A 23,526-nucleotide genomic window follows, 5' to 3' on the forward strand; every position below is an offset into this window, starting at 1 on the left:
TACTATGTTTAAATGAAATACTTGATTTTAATACTGCTTTTCCTCGGTTCGCACGCCGTCCGTCTGTGCGGACAAACGATCTTACCTACACCTGATTACCTCGAAAAAGCCAATGGACAGTTGCAACTCCAAGGCAAGATACGGATGCATGCTCAAGATGCTTCCGCTTCTTTCCTGCATTTGTTTTATGAAAAACTGATACCGAAAAGTGCTGTGGAATGGTGTAGTGAAAAGGGGCACAGCCAAATCTCCTGGGAGAAAGATGCCACACTTCCCGCAGAGGGTTATCGCATTCTTGTTACTCCCGAGAAAATGACTGTTCGTGCGGCAGATAACGCCGGTTTTATTTATGCCGTTCAGAGCCTGAGACAATGGGGTACACGGGAAGGGGACAAACTTATATTTCCTTGTGCGGAAATCACTGACTTTCCGCGAGTGAAATGGCGTAGCTTTATGCTGGATTCGGGACGCCAGTATCAAAAGGTCTCTACCATCAAGAAATATATCGATATGGCTTCGATGCTGAAAATGAATTATTTTCATTGGCATCTGACCGAGGGTCTCGGTTGGCGTATTGAGATAAAACGCTATCCGCTTTTGACACGGATCGGAGCTTTCGTAGGACAGGGACCGGAGCAACAGGGATTTTATTCCCAGGAAGAGGTAAAGGAGATTGTCAGCTATGCGGCAGACCTCGGTATCACGGTTGTTCCCGAGATCGACATGCCCGGACATGCGGAGGCCGCACTTAATTCGTATCCGCGGTTGGGATGTTTCAACATTCCGGTGAAAGTGCCCCAAAGCGGTTTTACACAGAATATTTTTTGCGCCGGCAAAGACAGTACACTCACCTTCCTGCAGAATGTACTGGACGAAGTGTGCCGGATGTTTCCATCCGCTTATATTCATCTCGGAGGTGATGAGGCTCCTAAGGGAAACTGGGATAAATGTACGGATTGTCAGGCACGGATTGCGAAAGAAAAACTGAAGGACAGCCATGACCTGCAATTATGGTTTTCGGCCCGAATGGCAAATTACCTGAAACAGAAAGGACGGAAGGCTATCTTTTGGGGCGATGTGATTTATAAGGACGGTTATCCGTTGCCGGATAATGTGGTTATACAGTGGTGGAACTGGAGAGGGCACAAGGATCTGGCTTTGAAGAACGCTGTCAGGCATAATTACCCGGTGATTTGCGGTACGAACTATTACACCTATCTGAACTTCCCGCTCACTCCTTGGAGGGGATATGCCAAAGACCGCACTTTCGATCTGGAAGATGTGTATCTGCATAATCCCTCTTACAGGCCACGGGAAGAAAACCCGCTTATCCTCGGAATGAGTTCTGCACTGTGGACAGACGATGGAGTAACGGAAGATAGGATCGACCGTCGTGTCTTTCCGCGTATTCTTGCGCTTGCCGAACAAATGTGGTATTCCGGCAAACCGTTGAGTTTCGATGAGTTTTACGGTAAAGTTCTTCTGAAGCAACCATGGTTCGAACAACAGGGGTATTCATTCGGCCCTGCCCTGAAAAAGGAGGTAGACGTAAATTATAAATGGGATTAAAAAAAGAAACTTAGCATGAAAAGAATAGAAATCTATATCGGACTATCCGTATTTGCTTTATCGGCAAAAAGTCAGGTTAAAGAATCTCAACCCAATATCATCTATATTATCATGGACGATTTAGGGTATGGGGATATTGGTTGTTATGGTTCCGGAAAAATAGAAACTCCGAACATAGACCGGCTGTGTAAAGACGGCATCAGTTTCACCCAGCACTATACCGGATCGCCTGTTTCGGCACCGGCACGCTGTGTGCTGATGACAGGTATGCATTCGGGACATGCACAGATACGGGCCAATGATGAAATGGCATACCGGGGAGCCATCATGAATTATGACTCCATGTATGTGCATCCGAATCTGGAGGGACAGTATCCTCTGAAGGCCAATACAATGACTATCGGAAGGATGATGCAGCAGGCGGGATATGTCACCGGATGTTATGGGAAATGGGGGTTGGGTGCTCCGGGATCGGAGGGTACTCCCAATAAACAGGGATTCGACAGTTTTTACGGATATAACTGCCAGCGGCAAGCGCACAGTTACTATCCGGCATTTCTGTATAAGGATGAAGACCGTGTATATCTGAACAATAAAGTGCTCGACCCTCACACTGCCCGGCTGGATCCCGGAACAGATCCCCGCGATGAAGCCAGTTATGCCAAATTTTCACAGAAGGAGTATGCTAATGATCTTATTTTTGATGAACTGATTTCGTTTGTCGGACAGAATAAGAAGAAGCCTTTCTTTTTGATGTGGACTACTCCGCTTCCGCACGTGTCATTACAGGCACCGGAGAAGTGGGTGAAACACTATGTCGAAAAGTTTGGAGACGAGGCGCCTTACACCGGGAAAGCCGGATATATGCCTTGCCGATATCCACATGCGACTTATGCTGCCATGATCAGCTACTTCGACGAACAGATCGGTAGACTGATAGAGAAACTCAAGGCAGATCATCTGTATGATAATACCATTATCATGTTCACTTCCGATAACGGTCCAACCTTTAACGGCGGAAGCGATTCACCGTGGTTCGATAGCGGAGGCCCTTTCAAGTCGGAGTATGGCTGGGGAAAATGTTTTGTTCATGAAGGGGGAATACGGATACCTGCCATTGTTACCTGGCCCGGAAAGATCAAACCTTCCACTCAAAGCGATCACATTTGCGGATTTCAGGATGTGATGCCTACTTTGGCGGATATTGCGAAGGTTGATTGTCCGCCGACTGACGGAATCAGTTTCCTGCCCACTTTGCTCGGCAAGACCGGACAGCAGAAAGAACATGCATATCTGTATTGGGAATATCCCGATCCGGTGATCGGTCTGAAAGCCATTCGTATGGGTAAGTGGAAGGGAATTATCGACAATATCCGGAAGGGAAACTCTACAATGAAGTTATATGATCTGGAGAAGGATCTCAGGGAAGAGCGCGATGTGGCAGGCGAACATCCGGAAATTATCCGGAAGCTGACGAAGTTGATGGAAGAGTCGCATACCGAACCGGAAAACCCTAAATTCAGGTTCTGACCGGCTACGATTGCCCAATACTATGATTTTTTACTCTTATTCTGTCTCTTTGTGCGGATTTTGATATACTTTTGCCCCGCCTAATAATGAAATAGGATAATGGAACAATACACATTCAGTATAGCGGGTGGCGTAGCACGCAACCCGCTTGTACGTTTGGCACAACCTGTCACAGTACAAATCGCTGCCGGCGAACACATTGCTATCGTAGGTCCCAACGGCGGAGGGAAGAGTTTGTTTGTAGATACGCTTCTGGGTAAATATCCCTTGCGTGAAGGTACGGTGAAATACGATTTTTCTCCTTCTTCTACTCAGACAGTATATGATAACGTGAAATACATTGCTTTTCGTGATACATACGGTGTAGCAGATGCTAACTATTATTATCAGCAACGCTGGAATGCCCACGATCAGGAAGATGCCCCCTCCGTGCGGGAGATGCTGGGGGAAATCAAAGATGAACGGCTGAAAGAGGAATTGTTTGAACTCTTCCGCGTCGAGCCGTTGTTGGACAAGAAGATCATTCTCCTTTCCAGTGGGGAGTTGCGCAAATTTCAGCTGACTAAAACTTTGCTGACTGCCCCCCGGGTACTGATAATGGACAATCCTTTTATTGGTTTGGATGCACCGACCCGTGAACTGCTTTTCTCCCTGCTCGAACGCCTCACCCGGCTGTCGTCTGTGCAAATCATCCTTGTGCTTTCGATGCTCGATGATATTCCTTCGTTCATTACCCATGTGATTCCGGTAGAAGACTTGACTGTGCTTCCGAAAATGGAACGAGGGGCTTACCTGGCTGCATTTCGTGTGACCGATGTACCCGTGACTCTGGACGCATTGCAACAACGTATAGCCGGATTGCCTTATGACGGAACCAACTATGATTCCGGGGAGGTGGTAAAATTAAATAAGGTCAGCATCCGTTATGATGACCGTACCATCCTGAAAGAACTCGACTGGACTGTCCGTCGGGGCGAGAAGTGGGCATTGAGCGGAGAAAACGGTGCCGGTAAATCTACGTTGCTTAGTTTGGTTTGTGCGGATAATCCCCAGTCGTATGCCTGTGACATCAGCCTTTTCGGACGCAAGCGGGGTACAGGTGAAAGCATTTGGGAGATAAAAAAGCATATCGGTTACGTCAGTCCCGAAATGCACCGTGCTTATCTAAAGAATCTACCGGCCATTGAGATTGTAGCTTCCGGGTTGCATGACAGCATCGGCTTGTATAAGCGTCCACAGGAAAGCCAGATGGCCACCTGCGAGTGGTGGATGGATGTGTTTGGCATTGCCGCTCTGAAAGACAGACCTTTTCTTCAACTCTCGAGTGGTGAACAGCGCTTGGCATTGCTGGCCCGTGCTTTCGTGAAAGATCCGGAATTACTTATTCTGGACGAACCGCTGCACGGACTCGATACGTACAATCGCCGGCGAGTGAAAAAGATCATCGAGGCCTTCTGCTGCCGTGAAGATAAAACGATGATTATGGTAACCCATTATGAGTCGGAACTGCCCTCTGTCATTACCGATCGCCTTTTTCTAAAGAGAAATCGTTGATATTCAAACACAGAGCACACAGAGTTATCTCTTACTTCGAAAGAATGGTCTTTTGCATTCTCTGTGTACTCTGTGGCAAATTTACAACTCACTTTCATCATTTTTAGGTATTGACTGTTCCTTTTACTTTCGTGAACTTTGTACTCAATACAAATGTTCTATAATAAACACCTAAAGAAAGGAGAGTTGAATGAAAAAGATTGTGTTGCTCCGTCATGGAGAAAGTGCATGGAATAAGGAGAACCGTTTTACCGGCTGGACTGATGTCGATCTGACAGAAAAGGGAATTGCCGAAGCCTGCAAAGCGGGTGAACTACTGAAAGAAAATGGATTTAATTTCGATAAAGCTTATACTTCGTACCTTAAACGAGCGGTGAAAACGCTGAATTGTGTGCTCGACCGGATGGATCAGGACTGGATTCCGGTGGAGAAGAGTTGGCGTCTGAACGAGAAGCATTATGGCGATCTGCAAGGATTGAATAAAAGCGAGACGGCTGCCAAATACGGTGACGAACAGGTGCTTATCTGGCGTAGGAGTTATGATATAGCTCCCAATGCCCTGTCGGAAGACGATCCGAGAAATCCACGTTTTGAGAACCGCTATAGGGAAGTGCCCGATGCAGAACTTCCCCGGACGGAATCTTTGAAAGATACCATCGACCGCATCATGCCTTATTGGAAATGTATCATTTTCCCGAATCTGAAAACCGCTGATGAAATTCTGGTGGTTGCCCACGGCAACAGTTTGCGGGGCATTATCAAGCACTTGAAGCACATCTCCGATGAAGAGATCGTGAAACTGAATTTGCCGACTGCTGTTCCTTACGTATTTGAATTCAGTGACGAACTGAATCTGGAAAAAGACTATTTCCTGGGTGACCCCGAAGAAATCCGGAAACTGATGGAAGCGGTTGCCAATCAGGGAAAGAAAAAATAAGATAAGAGGAAACCCCTCATTACGGAATAAAAATGAATATTATTCACCATAGAGTACACGGAGGACACAGAGTTTTAATCTCTTGTTTATTAAGATGTTTGAGAGAAAGAAATTCTCTGTGTTCTCTGTGTCCTCCGTGGTGAGTTAAACTCAAAAACAAATGAATTATGAATAAAATTATAGAACTATTGGGTAATCAGGCTGAATACTACCTGAACCACACTTGCAAAACCATTGATAAATCACTGATTCACGTGCCGTCACCAGATACGATCGATAAGATATGGATCGACTCGGACCGTAATATACAGACCTTACGCAGCTTGCAGACTTTGCTGGGACATGGTCGTCTGGCAAATACGGGATATGTGTCCATTCTTCCTGTCGACCAGGATATTGAGCATACAGCCGGAGCTTCGTTCGCTCCGAATCCCATCTATTTTGACCCGGAAAATATTGTAAAACTGGCCATTGAAGGCGGATGTAATGCCGTTGCTTCTACTTTCGGTATTTTGGGGGCTGTTGCCCGTAAGTATGCTCACAAAATTCCGTTTGTAGTGAAACTGAACCATAATGAACTGCTGTCTTATCCCAATTCGTATGATCAGGTGTTGTTTGGCACCGTCAAGGAGGCATGGGAGATGGGAGCGGTGGCTGTGGGAGCTACTATCTATTTCGGTTCCGAGCAAAGCCGTCGTCAGTTGGTAGAGATTGCCGAGGCTTTTGACTATGCGCATGAATTGGGCATGGCCACTATTTTGTGGTGTTATCTGCGCAACAACGATTTTAAGAAAGACGGGGTAGACTATCATGCTGCCGCCGACCTAACCGGGCAGGCAGACCGTCTTGGAGTTACCATTAAAGCGGATATTGTGAAGCAGAAGTTGCCTACTAATAACGGTGGCTTCAAAGCAATTCATTTTGGAAAGACAGACGAAAGAATGTATACCGAACTGACTACCGATCACCCGATTGATCTTTGCCGTTATCAGGTAGCCAACGGATATATGGGACGTGTCGGTTTGATTAATTCCGGTGGCGAATCACATGGAGCTTCCGACCTGAAAGACGCTGTTGTTACGGCGGTAGTGAATAAACGTGCCGGTGGTATGGGGTTGATTAGCGGACGTAAAGCTTTCCAGAAACCGATGAAAGAGGGAGTGGAATTGCTCAATGCCATCCAGGATGTATATCTGGATGCATCTGTCACCATTGCTTGATTGAGTTTGATTGTTAGAATGGAGAATGGGGTATGGCTGTGTCATACTCCATTTTTTATTCAGTGAAGTTATATTCGGATAAGAAATATGCTGGGTCCGAAAGGGTGTAGCTATCCGATGCATAGGGTGTAGCCATATACTCCGGATGGTTATACCCTATGCATCGGATGGCTACACCCTATTGCTTTTTCCTTATTTTCTCTTTATACTGAGTCGGTGTCTCTCCTGTATATTGCTTGAATGAAGTACTGAAATAACGGGATGTTGTAAATCCTATTTTTTCCGCTATCTCTGTAAAGGTGAGATCGGTGGTTGAGATCAGTTGGATGGCCTTTTCCATGCGGAACTTATTGATGTAATCGTTGGCACCCATGTTGGTCATGGCCTTTAACTTGTTGTAGAGTGAGGCACGGCTCAATCCCATTTCCGTACAGAGGAAGGTGACGTCCAGTTCGGGACTGTCCAGGTGGTCGGTGATTAGCCGGTTCAGTTTTCGTAGGAAAGTCTCGTCCGGTTGGCTGAGTTCGCTCTTTTCCTCTTTGGGAATATTTTTAATGTCGGTGTCCGTTTTATTTTTCTCTCCGTTACGGAGCCGGTTTCGTATCAGCTCTACGATTTGCAGTTCTCTTTCACCCGTCTCGGTGAACGAGGGGAGGAGTTCGTTGCTGACATTGACCAGGAATCGGATTTTTTCTTCATATTCCTGTAACTCCCGCTCTTTTAGTTCCCATTTCAACCGGTTTTGCCTGCGGCGCAGAATGGTGAGAATGACGGCAGCAATAGCACCCGATGCAATAAGCAATACACAGATGATGAACCATCCGCTCCGGTACCAGGGAGGTAGTATGGTGAGTGACAGGATAGGACGGAAGGGAGTCCAGTCGCCATTCTTGGTACTGCATGCGGCCAATATCCGATATTTGCCTGCCGGAAGTGAACGGATAATCAGTTCCGGATCGTACGATTCAATCGGTTCGTCGTTCAATCCTTCTATCTGATAACGGTATCTTTTTTTACGGAAAATATCTTGTTCGTGGGACATTATGCGTAAGGTTATGGTCCGGCTGTCCTGCGGGAGGGTCAGTTTCTCCGGCTGTCCTGTTATCTGGTTAATGGCCGGCTCACCGTTTATGTATACGTCGGTCAGTTCCACTTCCGGATAGTCGGATGGAGCTGTCGAAAAACGGTTATCGATGCAGAGCAGTCCGTTTGCGCCTCCCATATAAACTTCTCCCTTGTCGGAGACAAGCCGGGGTTTTGCCAGATATTCATTCGGAATAACTCCGTCCGATTCGCCGAAAAGGATGAACTTCCGGGATTGCAGCATCCAGGCAAACAACATGTGGTCTGCCCCGATCCATACTTTTCCCCGATGATCGCAAATAACCGAACTCACTTCACCGAACAGGGAAGTTGGCAACGGATGATACCGGTTGATCGACGGCGTATACTGTCCCAGTCCGGTGTTGCTGCCAATCCAGAAATCACCTTTCTCGTCCATCGAAACAGAATATAATAATGTATCGCCCGTACAGCTGAAAAGTCTTTTCAGACAGTTGTTTGTCCGGTCCAGTTCGTAGAGGGTACGGCTGTCGTTGAGGTAGGTGAAACGCTCGTTGTGGGCAATGGCATTCATGCTGCCGGCAATCTCCATACCTTCTTCTTCATTCACTACGCGTATTTTCTGCGAGCCGGTGTCGTATCGGTAAATATGTCCTGCCAGCAAGAGGACGCTGCCCGGTTCGTCCTGATAGACATTTACCGCCATTCCGCTGTAGTAGAGATATTGTTTGAGGCGGGGATGGTCGATGGTCAGTAACTGTTGTTCTCCATTCGCTTTGTTGTAAACAAACAATCCTTTTGAAAAGACAGAGAGTAAGAGTGTTTCCCGGGTGAAACCGGCGATAGAGACTACTTTGTCTCCCCAGGTAGACCGGTCGTGACGGAACTCTTCCGTGTCGGGGTCAAGACTGTTGATACCTCCGCCGTCTGTACCGATCCAGATCCGTCCGTCCGATTCGTCCTGATAAAGACTCAGTACGGCGGGATCACTCAGCCCTTTGCTACTTCCGGGAAAGACATCGGTATAGGTCTTCATGGATACTTCACGGATATTGATCAAACCCTTGCGAATGCTTCCGGCCCACATGTTGTTATAGGTATCGTTGTAGAGCGATAGGATAGAGTTGACGGGAAGTGAATAGTTATCTCCGGGGATATGTTCAAGAACGCTGATCTGATGGTTGTCCGGACGTATGATATTGATACCTCCTCCGTCTGTTCCTACCCAGATGTGCGAGTCCCGTTCGGCTATGCTAAGCACCACGTTGTTGCTAAGGCGGGAGTTTGCGGTAGTGTACGAGGCTAACAATCTGCCTTCGGGACTGAAGCAGCGCAAGCCTTCATTGTAGGGGGCCACCCAGATGCGGTTGTGCGAGTCGATCAGGAGTGCCATGATCTCTTTCCCACAGTCGAATGGAGGGAGACGGCGTTCTCCCGAACGGAGATTGATCAACCTGAGACCTTGCCACCGGCTGCAACATAGCAGCGTCTCTTCGTCCCATCGGCTGATGGCGGAGATGGCGAAGTAAGGGTCGGAACTGAAGTCCAGCAGAAGTTTTACGGAACGGTTTTCGTAATCGTAACGATAGATGCGGTTGCGGCCGCCGAAGATCACCCCCTGTTCCGTCAGGCAAGCGGAATAGGCGAGGATGGAATGTCCCTGTTCGTCTTGTGGAGTCGTAAAATCGTCGTTTTGCCTGCGATACTGCGCTATTCCGTCATCGGTCAGTACCCAGATGTTGTGTTGATTGTCTTCAATGATCTGATGGATGTAATTGTGTGGCAACGAGTGCGCATCTTCTTTCCGGTGGATATATTTCTTCAGCTTTTCTCCGTCGAACCTTCCCAATCCCGCATTGGTGCCTATCCATACGAAACCTTTGGGTTCGGTATAGACACATCGCACGGTAGAAGGGAGTCCCTCCTTCAGGGAAATCTGTTTATAGTAGTAATGGCCGGCTTTCAGCGGGAGGCAGCAGACTGCCAGAAGTATGGTCAACCAACAGAGAAAGCCGGTATATGGGTTGTTTTTCATGGATGCATATCTATCACGTTAACGGCAAAAGTAACAGTTTGCATAGACGTGACCAAAAAAATGGAAATAAAATCTTATCTTTGCCGAAATGAATAACATTAACCACAGAGTACACAGAGTCCCATAGAGCGTATCTTCTATGCTTCCTTCCTCTATGGAACTCGGTGTGACTCTGTGGTGAGCAAATCAAAACACTATGAACAAAAGATTATTATTCCGTTTAGCTCCCGGTTTGTTGGCCGTTGTGCTATTCTGTGCCTGTCGCCCCGCAGTTATCGAAAAGGGGAATCTGGACGTAATTCCTCAGCCGCAAGAGATTGTCCTTGCCCAAGACACTACACCTTTTGTTATCAACCACAGTACTACGATCATCTATCCGGCAGCTAATGAAAAAATGCATCGTACTGCCGATTTTCTGGCTACCTTTATAAAAGAGATGACCGGAACCGAAGTCCGTGTGTCCGATAAAGAGAAGGGCAGTAACGCCATTATCCTTGCTGTAGATACGACAATGACTCACCCGGAAGGTTATAAACTTGAGATCACCCCTGAGAAGGTTCTTCTCACCGGAGGCAGTGAGGCCGGAGTATTCTACGGTACCCAAACCATCCACAAAGCCCTTCCGATTCTGAAGGACGGAAAAGTGGCGGCAGCTCTTCCTGCCGGGACGGTTACCGACTTTCCCCGTTTCCGTTATCGTGGATTCATGATCGACGTAGGTCGCCATTTCTTCCCCGTCAGCTACCTCAAACAGATGATTGACCTGATGGCATTGCATAACATCAACTATTTCCATTGGCACCTGACCGAAGACCAGGGGTGGCGAATTGAAATCAAAAAGTATCCCAAACTAACGGAAATAGGTTCCAGACGAGATTCTACCATTATTGACTGGGAAACCAAGAAGTTCGATGGAAAGCCTCACAGTGGTTTCTATACACAGGATGAAGCCCGTGAGATTGTCCGTTATGCGGCCGATCGCTTCATTACGGTAGTTCCCGAAATAGACCTTCCGGGACATACTACAGCCGCTCTGGCTTCTTATCCGGAACTGGGTTGCACGGGTGGTCCCTATAAGGTGCTTTGTTCATTTGGTGTATTTCCCGATGTGCTTTGTGTCGGTAACGAGCAGACACTTCAGTTTACTAAAGACGTGTTGGACGAGATTATGGATATTTTCCCTTCCGAATACATTCATATCGGTGGAGACGAGTGTCCGAAGAGCCGTTGGGAGAAATGCCCTAAATGTCAGGCTAAAATTAAGGAACTGGGTATCAAAGCGCTGCCTAAACATTCGAAAGAGAATCAGTTGCAGACCTATTTCATGTCTGAGTTGGAGAAAGAGATCAACGCTCACGGACGCCGTATGTTGGGATGGGACGAAGTATTGGAAGGCGGTCTGACCCCGAATTCTACCATCATGTCATGGAGGGGTATTCAAGGAGGCATCGAAGCTGCGCGCCAGCATCACGATGTCATCATGACTCCTATCCAGCGGCTCTATTTCAGCAATCCGCGCATTAATAAGATGACCGGATTCGAATGGATGAATCGTGTATATAACTTCGAACCTGTTCCTGCCGAACTGACCGATGCCGAAAAGAAGTTTGTAATCGGTACTCAAGGTTGTATCTGGACGGAGTGGACTGCCGATTCAACCAAGATGGAGTGGCAGATTTTACCTCGAATGGCTGCTTTGTCCGAAATACAATGGACATTGCCGGAACATAAAAATTTTGACCGTTTCATGGAACGTCTGCCTGAGATGTTGAAGATTTATTCCGACCTGGGGTATGACTATCGGAAAGATGTCTTTGCGGCAGATACGGTGGCAGTGAAGCAATAACTGCAAGTTATTAATAATTATAGAGGGCACAGAGATTTTCTATTAAAAGAAATTATCTCTGTGCCCTCTGTGTATTCTGTAATGAAGTAAAATGTTTCTTCTTATTTTTCTCCCGGTAACAGTGGGAAATTAGGATTCGGCACATGTGCAGCCTGCATGATGCCTTTCAGTTCGGCCACTTTTTCCGGGAACTGGTTCAGTACATTGTGGCGTTCCGACGGATCGGAATTCAGGTTGTAGAGCTCGAAATACGGGTTTTTGCCGCGAACGTTCATGTGAACTAACTTCCACGGGCCTTTACGTACGGCCTGGCGTCCGTTCATCTCTTGGAACTCAAAATACAGATATTCGTGTTCTTTCTGTCCTTTGCGGTTTTCAAGTAGTGGTAACAGACTCACACCGTCCATCTGTTGGTTCTTGGCTTTCGGGTTCAATATTTCACGGAAAGTGGGCATTACATCCCAGAACGAACACATGAAGTCGGTTTGGGTGCTGGGTTGTACACGTTCCGGCCAAGAGATGATCATCGGTACACGGATTCCTCCTTCGTAGAGGTCGCGTTTATATCCGCGCCAGATGCCGTTGCTATTGAAGAAGTCCGGATCGGCTCCGCCTTCCATGTGCGGTCCGTTATCGCTGGCAAAGATGATGATGGTGTTGTCATAGATACCCATATCTTTCAGCTTCTGTACAATCTGGCCTACATATACGTCGAGGCGGTAAACCATGGCTGCAAACGTTGCGTGAGGGTAGAACTGAGAGCAGTATCCGCCTTTACGGAATGCCGGGTTACCCGGTTCGGTGCCATGGAAAGGCTTCTCGGGATACTTGCCGCGGAACTTTTTGATAATGCTGTCTTCCGGCACGATCAGTTCGGCATGAGGGATGATGGTAGGATACCACATGCAGAACGATTCTCCGCTTTTTCCCATCCGGTCAAGGAAGTCGAGTGCCTTTGAGTGGATCAGGTCTTGTGAGTAAGTACCTTTGCCATACTGCACATCCAGTGTGTTGTCTTTCAACTCTACTCGTTTGTCATTGTCCCACAAGTGATCGGGATAGTAGCTGTGTGCCAGCAATTGGCAGTTGTAACCGTAGAATTCGTCAATTCCCTGTTTTTTCGGATCGCCTGTAGAGCCGATGAATCCCAGTCCCCATTTACCGAAAGCGCCGGTTTTGTATCCTGCGTTCTGAAAATCGTGGAAGATGGTCTGTGCATCTGCCGGCAAAGGGAATTGTCCTTCCGGATCGAGTTCGACGTTACCACGGATAGCCGTATGTCCGCTATGAGTGCCTGTCAGCAGGCAAGAGCGTGAGGGGGCACTTACCGTTGTTCCCGAATAACATTGGGTGAAGCGCATTCCTTCCTGGGCCAGTTTGTCGATGTTGGGAGTTTCGAACTTCTCTTGTCCGTAGCAACTCAGGTCACCGAATCCGAGGTCGTCGGCCAAAATGAAAACTACGTTCGGCTTTTTGGGGTCCTGAACTTTTTTCTTTTGTGCAAACGCTTGTTGTGTTCCGGCCATGCCGACAAGCAGCGCACTGCTGAGCAATAATTTTTGATTCATAAAAAGAGTTTGTTGATTAGGTTTGTATTTAGTTCATTCAGTATTGGTTTTGAGTTTTATTCACCACAGATTACACAGATTTCCACAGATAAATGATTTATTTCATTGAGAATTAGATTAAAGAATCTGTGCTAATCTGTGTAATCTGTGGTGAACTCGATTCGTTTCTATTCCATTTTGTCAGGCTTCTATGTCTGCAAATATACAAATTTCAGTTAAGACTCGTTCACGACAGGCTTCCGATTTTGTCTATCCGATGTTCAAAAACGTCTATAAATGCCCTTTTTATTCCATTATTAGACGTTTTCAGAAGAATCATAGTTGTTTTTGAACTCTATGGGGTGTTAAAACTCTTTATATTTGTACCACTAATTAATCCCTAATAGAAAAACTACTTTATGATGAACAACCTATCTTCCGGAATTCTCTGCTCGCTGACAGGTGCGGCGGCAGTAGCTTCTTTGGCTTCATGTGCCACAGGCAAACAGAAAGAAGAGCAAAAGCCCCTGAACATTGTTTATATTATGACGGACGACCATACGGCACAAATGATGAGCTGCTACGATACCCGTTATATGGAAACTCCGAACCTCGACCGTATTGCCCGTGACGGCGTGCGTTTTACAAATTCCTTCGTTGCCAACTCTCTGAGCGGTCCCAGCCGTGCTTGTATGATCACAGGCAAGCATAGTTGTGCCAACAAGTTTTATGACAATACTACCTGCGTGTTCGACAGTGCCCAGCAAACTTTCCCGAAACTGCTTCAGAAGGCCGGCTATCAAACTGCACTCGTAGGCAAGTGGCACCTTGAGAGTCTGCCCTCAGGATTCAATTATTGGGAGATTGTGCCCGGACAAGGTGACTATTATAACCCCGACTTTATCACTCAGGACAACGACACCGTTCACAGACATGGGTACATTACCAACCTGATTACCGATGACGCTATCGATTGGATGGAGAACAAACGTGACGAGAGCAAACCGTTCTGTCTGCTGATTCACCATAAAGCTATCCACCGCAACTGGATGGCGGATACCTGTAACCTGGCTTTGTACGAAGACAAAACCTTCCCGCTGCCCGACAATTTCTTTGACGATTACGAAGGCCGTCCGGCTGCCGCAGCGCAAGAGATGAGTATTGTGAAGGATATGGATATGATTTATGACCTGAAGATGCTTCGCCCCGATAAAGATTCACGTTTAAAATCGCTCTACCAGAGATTTCTGGGACGTATGGACGAAGGACAACGTGCGGCATGGGATAAATTCTACGGTCCGTTGATCGATGACTTCTACAAGCAGAATCTAAGTGGGAAGGAACTTGCCAACTGGAAGTTCCAGCGTTACATGCGTGACTATATGAAGACAGTGAAGTCACTGGACGACAATGTGGGACGTGTGCTCGACTATCTTGAAAAGAAAGGATTACTGGATAACACCCTGGTAGTCTACACTTCTGACCAAGGCTTCTATATGGGCGAACACGGCTGGTTCGACAAACGCTTCATGTACGAAGAATCGATGCGTACACCGCTGATCATGCGTATGCCGAAGGGCTTTGACCGTCGTGGCGACATTACCGAAATGGTTCAGAACATCGACTATGCACCTACGTTCCTCGAATTGGCCGGTGCTCCCGTTCCTGCCGATATTCAGGGTGTATCTCTGTTGCCGTTGCTGAAGGGTGAACAACCCAAAGACTGGCGGAAGGCACTGTATTATCATTTCTATGAGTATCCCGCCGAACATATGGTGAAACGCCACTACGGGATACGTACCGAACGCTATAAACTGATTCATTTCTACAATGACATCAACTGGTGGGAACTTTATGATATGCAGGCTGATCCGACGGAGATGCATAATCTGTACGGGCAGAAAGAATACGAACCTGTAGTGAAAGAACTCAAAGAGCAGATGCTGCAACTTCAGGAACAGTATAATGATCCGGTACGTTTCTCGCCGGAGAGAGATAAAGAATAAGTGGAAATCCCGGATATATGAAACACATTATAATATGCATATTCCTGCTGACGCTCTGCCCCCTTGTGACGTTGCAGGCCGATGACTTAACACAAACAGTTTCTATAGTCCCCTGCCCGGTACAAATGGTATCGGGCACCGGGCATTTCCGTTTTTCCGGAGGTACTACGCTGGTTGTGGAAAATGCCGAACAGGCGAAAGTGGTACGGAATTTTATAAATCTCTTCACCAAAGCTGCCGGGTTTACTCCCGTACTGAAAACGGGAAAGATGAAAGGCGATGTACGTTTCGTCACCGACAAGTCATTGAAAAGCGAAGCCTATCGGTTGGATATCATTCCGGAACAGATTACGGTCAGAGCATCGGATGTGAAAGGGTTTTTCTATGCCTTGCAGACCATCCGCCAGTTGCTTCCTCCCGATATTGAAAATCATCATACAGTCAATGCACTGTGGACGGTTCCTTGTTTGAGCATTCAGGACGAGCCCCGTTTCGGTTACCGGGGGCTAATGCTTGATGTTTCCCGCTTTTTTCTTCCCAAAGAATATGTGTTGAGAATCATCGATTGCATGGCTATGCTGAAGGTGAATAAACTCCATTTCCATCTGGTGGACGATAATGGCTGGCGGCTTGAAATTAAGAAATATCCCCGGCTGACCGAGGTCGGTGCCTGGCGGGTGGATCATACCGATGTGCCATTCCATTCGCGCCGGAATCCGTTGCCCGGAGAACCGACTCCCATCGGTGGCTTTTATACCCAGGAGGATATGAGGGAGATGATAGCTTATGCTGCCGACCGTCAGGTAGAGATCATTCCCGAGATAGAGATGCCGGCACATACCAATTCGTCACTGGCTGCTTATCCGCATCTGGCTTGTCCCGTGGTAGACCGGTTTATCGGTGTATTGCCCGGTCTGGGTGGAGACCATGCAGGAATCATCTACTGTGCCGGAAACGATAGTGTATTCACTTTTCTGCAAGATGTCATTGATGAAGTGGCTGCGCTTTTTCCTTCACATTACATCCATCTGGGTGGCGACGAAGCGCAGAAAACTTATTGGAAAAAGTGTCCTCTTTGCCAGGATCGTATGAAGAAAGAACACATTGCCCATGAAGAGGACCTTCAAGGCTATTTCATGAAGCGGATAGGCGACTATGTGCGCAGTAAAGGTAAAGAGGTGATGGGATGGGACGAGTTGACAAACAGCTTCATCCCCGAGGGAGCCGTTGTCTTCGGTTGGCAAGGGATGGGCAACGCTGCCCTGAAAGCTGCTGCGCAGGGACATCGCTTTGTGATGACTCCGGCCCGTGTGATGTACCTGATCCGTTATCAAGGACCGCAATGGTTTGAACCACTCACTTATTTTGGTAACAATACGCTGAAAGACGTTTATCAATACGAACCTGTGCAGAAGAATTGGAAGCCCGAATATGCTTCGTTACTGATGGGCGTACAGGCATCGTTATGGACGGAGTTCTGTAACCGTCCCGAGGATGTGGACTATCTCGTCTTCCCCCGTCTGGCAGCACTTGCCGAAGTGGGATGGAGTCGCCCGGAGCAGAAAAACTGGGCTTCGTTTCTGAAAGCGCTGGATCGTTATAACGAACACCTTGCCGTCAAAGGGGTGGGATACGCCCGTTCTATGTACAACATACAACATACGTCTACTCCGGTTGATGGTACATTGCAAGTGAAACTGGAGTGCATGCGTCCCGATGTGGAAATCCGTTATACAACCGATGGCGCCGAGCCGGGAGCAGCTTCTGCTCTCTATACTCAGTCACTCATGTTCCGTACCGCACAGACCTTGAAGTGTGCCACTTTTGCCGATGGGCGGCAGATGGGAAAGACCCTCGTGTTGCCTTTGTCATACAATAAGGCTACTGCGAAACCGGTATTCACCCAGGGGGCTTCCGGTGTTCCGGTTTTAACCAACGGAGTGCGTGGCAGCTTGAAACAAACCGATTCCGAATGGTGCTCGTGGACAGACAATGATAGTATTTCTTTTACGATAGATTTGCAAAAAGAAGAAAATATCCATACTTTTACGCTGGGTTCTATTACAGTGTACGGAATGGCTGTGCACAAACCGGAGTCCGTTAGTGTTGCGTTGTCTTCGGATAACATTAATTTTACGGCAGTGGGAGAGAAGCGATTTACTCCCGAAGATATTTTCCGTGAAGGAACTTATGTGGATGATTTGAAATTCGATCTGGGAGCGACAAAGGCCAGATATGTGCGCGTTACAGTTCGTGGAGCCGGAAAATGTCCTCCTGATCATGTGCGTCCCGGACAGGAAGCGCGCGTCTTTTTTGACGAAGTTATGATCGAATAGGATCCGTATTTACCTTTAAAAATCAAAGGGGGATGTGTCAAAAGTCTTCTGTGGCGGGTTTCGACACATCCCCGAGAAAAATAATTGAATATTAAATACCTGATAAACAATGAACAAACCTATCAAACTAACCTTTCTACTGCTACTGGCCTGTCTGGTTATGGTGCCCGCAAAGGCGCAGAAGACTCCCGAATGGCAGAGCCAATATGCGGTAGGCCTGAACAAGTTGGCCCCTCACACCTATGTGTGGCCTTACGCAGATGCTGCCGATGTGAAAAAAGGGGACTATGAACAGTCTCCCTATTATTTGAGCCTGAACGGCAAATGGAAGTTCCATTGGGTGAAGAATCCCGACCTCCGTCCGAAAGACTTTTATAAACCTTCGTTCTATACCGGAGGGTGGGCAGACATTAACGTACCCGGAAACTGGGAGCGTCAGGGATATGGAACTGCTATTTATGTGAACGAGACTTATGAATTCGATGATAAGATGTTCAACTTCAAGAAGAATCCTCCTCTCGTACCGTCTGAAGAAAACGAAGTTGGCTCTTACCGACGAACTTTCACTGTGCCTTCCGGATGGAAAGACCGTCGGGTGGTTCTCTGTTGTGAAGGTGTCACCTCTTTCTATTATGTATGGGTGAACGGCCATTTCCTCGGTTACAACCAAGGCTCAAAGACGGCAGCCGAGTGGGACATTACTGACAAGCTGGAAGAAGGCGAGAATACCGTCGCACTTGAAGTCTACCGCTGGAGTTCGGGCTCTTACCTGGAATGTCAGGATATGTGGCGTTTGAGTGGCATTGAACGTGATGTATATTTGTACAGTACTCCGAAGCAGTACATTGCCGACTATAAAGTAAATGCCACCCTCGAGAAGGAGCGTTACAAAGATGGTATCTTCGGACTCGATGTTACCGTTGAGGGACCTGCCAATGGAGCGGTATCTATAACTTATACCCTGAATGATGCAGCCGGACGTCCCGTACTTTCGGGCGAAATGCCTGTCAAATCACGTGGGTTGAGTAACTTCATCACTTTCGGTGAACAGCGCCTGAAAGACGTGAAGCCTTGGAGTGCCGAGCACCCCAATCTCTATACGCTCGTGTTGGAACTGAAAAATGCGGGAGGACGGGTGACGGAAGTTACTGGTTGCGAAGTGGGTTTCCGTACTTCGGAGATCAAGGACGGACGTTTCTGCATCAATGGTGTACCTGTGCTGGTGAAGGGAACCAACCGGCATGAACATTCGCAATTGGGACGTACTGTCAGCAAAGAGCTGATGGAGCAGGATATCCGATTGATGAAGCTGCACAATATCAATACCGTGCGTAATTCACATTATCCCACTCATTCGTACTGGTATCAGCTTTGCGATCGCTACGGACTTTATATGATCGACGAGGCCAACATCGAGTCGCACGGTATGGGCTACGGTCCTGCTTCGCTTGCCAAGGACAGCACTTGGCTGACAGCACACATGGATCGTACACACCGTATGTACGAGCGTTCGAAGAACCATCCTGCCATCGTCATTTGGTCGTTGGGTAACGAAGCCGGAAACGGAATTAACTTCGAACGTACCTATGACTGGTTGAAATCGGTAGAAAAGAATCGTCCCGTTCAATACGAACGTGCCGAGCAGAATTATAACACCGATATTTATTGCCGGATGTACCGCAGTGTCGATGAAATCAAAACCTATCTGGCACAGAAAGATATTTACCGTCCGTTCATTCTTTGCGAATACGTGCACGCCATGGGCAACAGCGTAGGTGGCCTGAAGGAGTATTGGGATGTGTTCGAAAATAATCCGATGGCACAAGGTGGTTGCGTGTGGGACTGGGTAGACCAGTCGTTCCGTGAGATAGACGCGAATGGGCGTTGGTATTGGTCGTATGGTGGGGACTACGGTCCCAAAGGAGTTCCGAGTTTCGGTAATTTCTGCTGCAACGGGTTGGTAAGCGCTGACCGTGTCCCGCATCCGCACTTGCTTGAAGTGAAAAAGATTTATCAGAACATCAAGTGTACCTTGCTCAATAAGAGCAATCTGACCATAAGAGTGAAAAACTGGTTCGACTTCTCCAATCTGAACGAATATATCCTGCATTGGCAGGTGGTGGGCGATAACGGACAAACGGTCACAGAAGGAACAAAAGAAGTGAATTGTGCGCCACATGCTACAGTTGATGTGACATTAGGAAAAGTTGTCTTGCCTGCCAATGTGCGTGAAGGATATCTCAACCTGAGCTGGACTCGTAAAGAAGCTTCACTGATGGTGGGTACTGATTGGGAGGTGGCTTACGACCAGTTTGTATTGCCCGGAACAAAGAACAGTACGGCTCATCTGCCTGCCAAGGCCGGACAGACTGCTTTTACGTTGGATAAGGCGACTGGTGCTTTGAACTCTTTTACACTGGACGGGCAGGAATTGCTGGCAACTCCTGTTACACTGAGTCTTTTCCGTCCCGCTACGGACAATGATAACCGCGATCGCAACGGTGCATATCTTTGGCGTAAATCCGGACTCGATCAGCTGAGCCAGAAAGTGGTGTCACTGAAGGAGAGCAAGAGTACCGCTACTGCACGAGTAGAAGTCCTGAATGCGAAGGGAACTAAAGTGGGGGATGCCGATTTCATTTACTCACTGAATGCTGCCGGGGCTTTGAAGGTGAAAGTGACTTTCCGTCCCGATACGGCTGTGGTGAAATCAATGGCACGCCTGGGGCTGGCCTTCGAGATGAACGATACGTTTGGCAATGTGGCTTATCTGGGACGCGGTGATAACGAGACTTACGCTGACCGTATGCAGTCGGGCAAGATAGGGCTGTATCGGACTACTGCCGAAAGGATGTTCCACTATTACGTGACTCCGCAGTCTACCGGAAATCGTACGGATGTCCGCTGGATGAAATTGGAGGATGAAGCCGGACAAGGAATCTTTGTCGATTCGAACCGTCCGTTCCAGTTCAGTGTCGTTCCGTTTACTGACGATGTGCTGGAGAAAGCCCGCCACATTAACGATCTGGAACGTAACGGCCGTATCACTGTTCATCTGGATGCCGAACAGGCAGGTGTAGGGACAGCAACCTGTGGTCCCGGTGTACAACCGCAATACCGTGTGCCGCTGACGGAGCAGAGTTTTGAGTTCACGCTGAGAGGAGTGAAATAGACAGAATATTTAACGTGGAATAGAAAAGGATACGGTTTACCACAGAGTTTCAGAGAGTTTTTAAGTTCTTGTTAATAGGATATTGAAGAGAGGAAAATCCTTTGTGAGAGACTCTGTGTTACTCTGTGGTGAATCAAACTTAAAACAATAGATTTATGAAGAAACTTATTTTATCGACGGTTCTGCTTGCAGCTATCTGTACAGCCGGACAGGCCCAAAAAAAAGACGACTACTATATGAAGCACGTGGAATTTCCGCAAGGTGCTACCCTTGAGCAGAAAGTCGATATGGCAGCGCGTCTTGTACCTACTCCGCAACAGCTGGCGTGGCAACAGATGGAACTGACTGCTTTCCTTCATTTTGGTATCAATACTTTTACCGGGCGTGAGTGGGGAGACGGAAAAGAGGATCCCGCACTCTTCAATCCCTCCGAACTTGATGCGGAACAATGGGTGCGTTCACTCAAAGAGGCGGGTTTCAAGATGGCTATCCTGACTGCCAAGCATCATGATGGATTTTGCCTGTGGCCTACCAGGACTACTAACCACTCCGTGGCCTCTTCTCCTTGGAAAGGCGGAAAGGGTGATGTGGTGCGTGAACTCCGTGATGCCTGTGATAAATACGGTATCAAGTTCGGTGTTTACCTCTCTCCCTGGGATCGGAATGCATCTTGTTATGGGGATTCTCCGAAATACAACGAATTCTTTATCGAACAGCTGACTGAACTGCTTACCAATTATGGTGAAGTACACGAAGTCTGGTTCGACGGAGCCAATGGTGAAGGTCCCAACGGAAAGAAACAGGAATATGACTGGACCGCCATCCTCTCTACCATCCGTCGTCTTCAACCCCATGCAGTGACTGCCATTATGGGTGACGATGTACGATGGGTAGGCAACGAACGCGGACTGGGACGTGAAACGGAGTGGAGTGCCACCGTATTGACTCCGGGCACTTATGCCCGTTGTGAAGAGCAAAACAAAGCGTTAGGTGTAAAAGCGACTTCCAAAGATTTGGGCGGACGCGACATGTTGGTTAATGCCAGGGAACTCTTCTGGTATCCTTCCGAGGTGGATGTATCGATCCGTCCGGGATGGTTTTATCATCAGCAGGAGGACGGTAAGGTGAAGAGCCTCAAGCATCTGACCGATATTTATTTCAAATCTGTGGGTTACAACTCAGTGTTGCTGCTCAATATCCCTCCCGATCGGCGCGGACGCATCAGCGATGCCGACGTTAACCGTCTGAAAGAGTTTGCCGACTATCGCAAAGAAATTTTTGCCGATAACCGTGTGAAAGGCGGATTGAAACCATGGGCTGCCAAACCGGGTGATACCCATACCTATCAGCTGAAACTGAAATCGGAAATCAACGTGGTGATGCTACGTGAGGATATCTCGAAAGGACAGCGTACAGAAACTTTTACTGTCGAGGCACTGACTGCCGGAGGATGGAAGGAGATAGCCAAAGGTACTACCGTGGGTTATAAACGTCTGATACGTATTCCGGCTATCGAAGCCACTCAACTGAGAGTGAAGATTGATGCTTGCCGTCTGACGGCTAATATCAGCGAAGTGGCTGCCTACTATGCCCATCCGTTGGAAGAGGCGTCTGCGAAAGAAAATTGGAACGATCTGCCTCGTGCTGCATGGAAACAAGTGACTGCCTCTCCGTTGGTGATTGATCTTGGAAAAGCCGTAGAGATGGCAGGTTTCGTATATGCTCCTGCCAATGCGGAAGCGAAGCCGACAATGGCTTTCCGTTATAAATTCTATGTAAGTACCAATGGTGAAGACTGGAAAGAAGTGCCGACTACCGGGGAGTTCAGCAACATTATGCATAACCCTGTTCCGCAGACCGTTTCGTTCGGCAACAAGGTCAGTGCCCGCTACATCAAACTCGATGCCACTACACCGGACGCTACTCCGGCAAAGGTCGCTTTGAACGAAATCGGTATCCGTTTGCAGAAGTAAGTCGTTCTATTGAACAACTGCTCCGGGTTATCTGTTTGAATATAAGATATTAAACACTATTAGGTATGAAATTCTTTATTGATACGGCTAACTTGGAGCAAATCCGGGAAGCACACGATTTGGGAGTCTTGGACGGAGTAACGACTAATCCTTCTCTGATGGCTAAAGAGGGGATAAAAGGAGTCGGGAACCAGCGGAAGCATTACGTGGAGATATGTAACATCGTGCAAGGCGATGTCAGTGCCGAAGTGATCGCTACTGATTACGAAGGAATGATTCGGGAAGGAAAAGAGCTGGCAGCCCTCAATCCCCACATTGTGGTGAAGGTGCCCTGCATTGCCGACGGCATCAAAGCCATCAAGCACTTTTCCGAACAGGGCATTCGCACCAACTGTACGCTGGTCTTTTCTGCCGGTCAGGCTTTGCTGGCTGCCAAAGCGGGAGCTACGTATGTTTCTCCTTTCGTAGGACGCCTGGATGACATTTGTGAAGATGGTGTCGGACTGGTTGCCGATATTGTGCGGATGTACCGTTTCTACAATTATCCTACTCAGGTGTTGGCGGCCTCCATCCGTAGCACCAAGCATATAATGGAATGTGTGGAAGCCGGTGCCGATGTGGCGACTTGCCCGTTGAGTGCCATTAAGGGGCTGCTGAATCATCCGCTGACAGATGCCGGGCTGAAGAAATTTCTGGAAGATTATAAAAAGGTAAATGGATAAGGATTTCTGGTAACAGA

The 23,526-nt window shown here is 47.8% G+C and carries 13 protein-coding genes; 11 read left to right on the plus strand and 2 right to left on the minus strand.

Going from position 1 to position 23,526, the window contains the following annotated elements; translation table 11 throughout:
- Positions 1–12 precede the first annotated feature (12 nt).
- The 5 genes from QK890_RS12460 (at position 13) to QK890_RS12480 (ending at position 6,810) form a co-directional block, all read left to right on the plus strand.
- Positions 13–1,569 carry a beta-N-acetylhexosaminidase gene (locus QK890_RS12460; protein ID WP_005780558.1) on the plus strand — a complete coding sequence of 519 codons (1,557 nt, stop codon included), beginning with the start codon at positions 13–15 and terminating at the stop codon, positions 1,567–1,569.
- A gap of 15 nt (positions 1,570–1,584) precedes the next feature.
- On the plus strand, positions 1,585–3,099 hold the full coding sequence (locus QK890_RS12465) for an arylsulfatase (RefSeq protein WP_032540108.1): 1,515 nt from the start codon (positions 1,585–1,587) through the stop codon (positions 3,097–3,099).
- A 99-nt stretch (positions 3,100–3,198) separates the two neighbouring features.
- The gene (locus tag QK890_RS12470; RefSeq protein ID WP_032540107.1) at positions 3,199–4,653 is read left to right on the plus strand and encodes an ATP-binding cassette domain-containing protein; all 1,455 of its coding nucleotides are present in this window, start codon (positions 3,199–3,201) and stop codon (positions 4,651–4,653) included.
- Positions 4,654–4,843: 190 nt separating this feature from the next.
- Complete coding sequence (gene gpmA / locus QK890_RS12475) at positions 4,844–5,590, plus strand: 2,3-diphosphoglycerate-dependent phosphoglycerate mutase (protein WP_005807593.1); 747 nt, start codon at positions 4,844–4,846, stop codon at positions 5,588–5,590.
- Between the two features lie 167 nt (positions 5,591–5,757).
- Positions 5,758–6,810, plus strand: a complete 1,053-nt coding sequence (locus QK890_RS12480) for a class I fructose-bisphosphate aldolase (RefSeq protein ID WP_005780549.1) — start codon at positions 5,758–5,760, stop codon at positions 6,808–6,810.
- A 178-nt stretch (positions 6,811–6,988) separates the two neighbouring features.
- On the opposite strand, the gene QK890_RS12485 is transcribed toward QK890_RS12480, so the two are convergent.
- Positions 6,989–9,907, minus strand: a complete 2,919-nt coding sequence (locus QK890_RS12485) for a two-component regulator propeller domain-containing protein (protein WP_367627368.1) — start codon at positions 9,905–9,907, stop codon at positions 6,989–6,991.
- Between the two features lie 196 nt (positions 9,908–10,103).
- Here QK890_RS12485 and QK890_RS12490 point away from each other — a divergent pair, with 196 nt between their 5' ends.
- The gene (locus QK890_RS12490) at positions 10,104–11,753 is read left to right on the plus strand and encodes a beta-N-acetylhexosaminidase (RefSeq protein ID WP_032540105.1); all 1,650 of its coding nucleotides are present in this window, start codon (positions 10,104–10,106) and stop codon (positions 11,751–11,753) included.
- Between the two features lie 101 nt (positions 11,754–11,854).
- Here QK890_RS12490 and QK890_RS12495 read toward each other — a convergent pair whose 3' ends face one another.
- A complete protein-coding gene (locus QK890_RS12495; RefSeq protein WP_005807589.1) occupies positions 11,855–13,321 on the minus strand; it encodes an arylsulfatase in 1,467 nt (488 codons plus the stop codon).
- Between the two features lie 401 nt (positions 13,322–13,722).
- Between QK890_RS12495 and QK890_RS12500 the strand changes: the two genes are divergently transcribed.
- From QK890_RS12500 to fsa, 5 genes are all read left to right on the plus strand, one after another.
- Positions 13,723–15,306, plus strand: coding sequence for a sulfatase (locus tag QK890_RS12500; protein WP_032540241.1), 1,584 nt, complete (start codon positions 13,723–13,725; stop codon positions 15,304–15,306).
- 17 nt (positions 15,307–15,323) lie between these two features.
- Positions 15,324–17,642, plus strand: a complete 2,319-nt coding sequence (locus QK890_RS12505; protein WP_367627369.1) for a family 20 glycosylhydrolase — start codon at positions 15,324–15,326, stop codon at positions 17,640–17,642.
- A 109-nt stretch (positions 17,643–17,751) separates the two neighbouring features.
- Positions 17,752–20,814: a glycoside hydrolase family 2 TIM barrel-domain containing protein gene (locus QK890_RS12510; protein WP_367627370.1), complete on the plus strand. Its 3,063-nt coding sequence runs from the start codon at positions 17,752–17,754 to the stop codon at positions 20,812–20,814.
- A 155-nt stretch (positions 20,815–20,969) separates the two neighbouring features.
- Entirely contained in the window at positions 20,970–22,787 is a 1,818-nt protein-coding gene (locus QK890_RS12515) for an alpha-L-fucosidase (protein WP_220575830.1), read from the plus strand.
- Positions 22,788–22,852: 65 nt separating this feature from the next.
- Complete coding sequence (gene fsa / locus QK890_RS12520) at positions 22,853–23,509, plus strand: fructose-6-phosphate aldolase (protein WP_005780531.1); 657 nt, start codon at positions 22,853–22,855, stop codon at positions 23,507–23,509.
- The last annotated feature ends 17 nt before the right edge of the window (positions 23,510–23,526 follow it).

Origin of the sequence: Bacteroides sp. NGMCC 1.200775, assembly GCF_040798045.1 — a bacterium.
GTDB classification, from domain to species: Bacteria; Bacteroidota; Bacteroidia; order Bacteroidales; family Bacteroidaceae; genus Bacteroides; species Bacteroides hominis.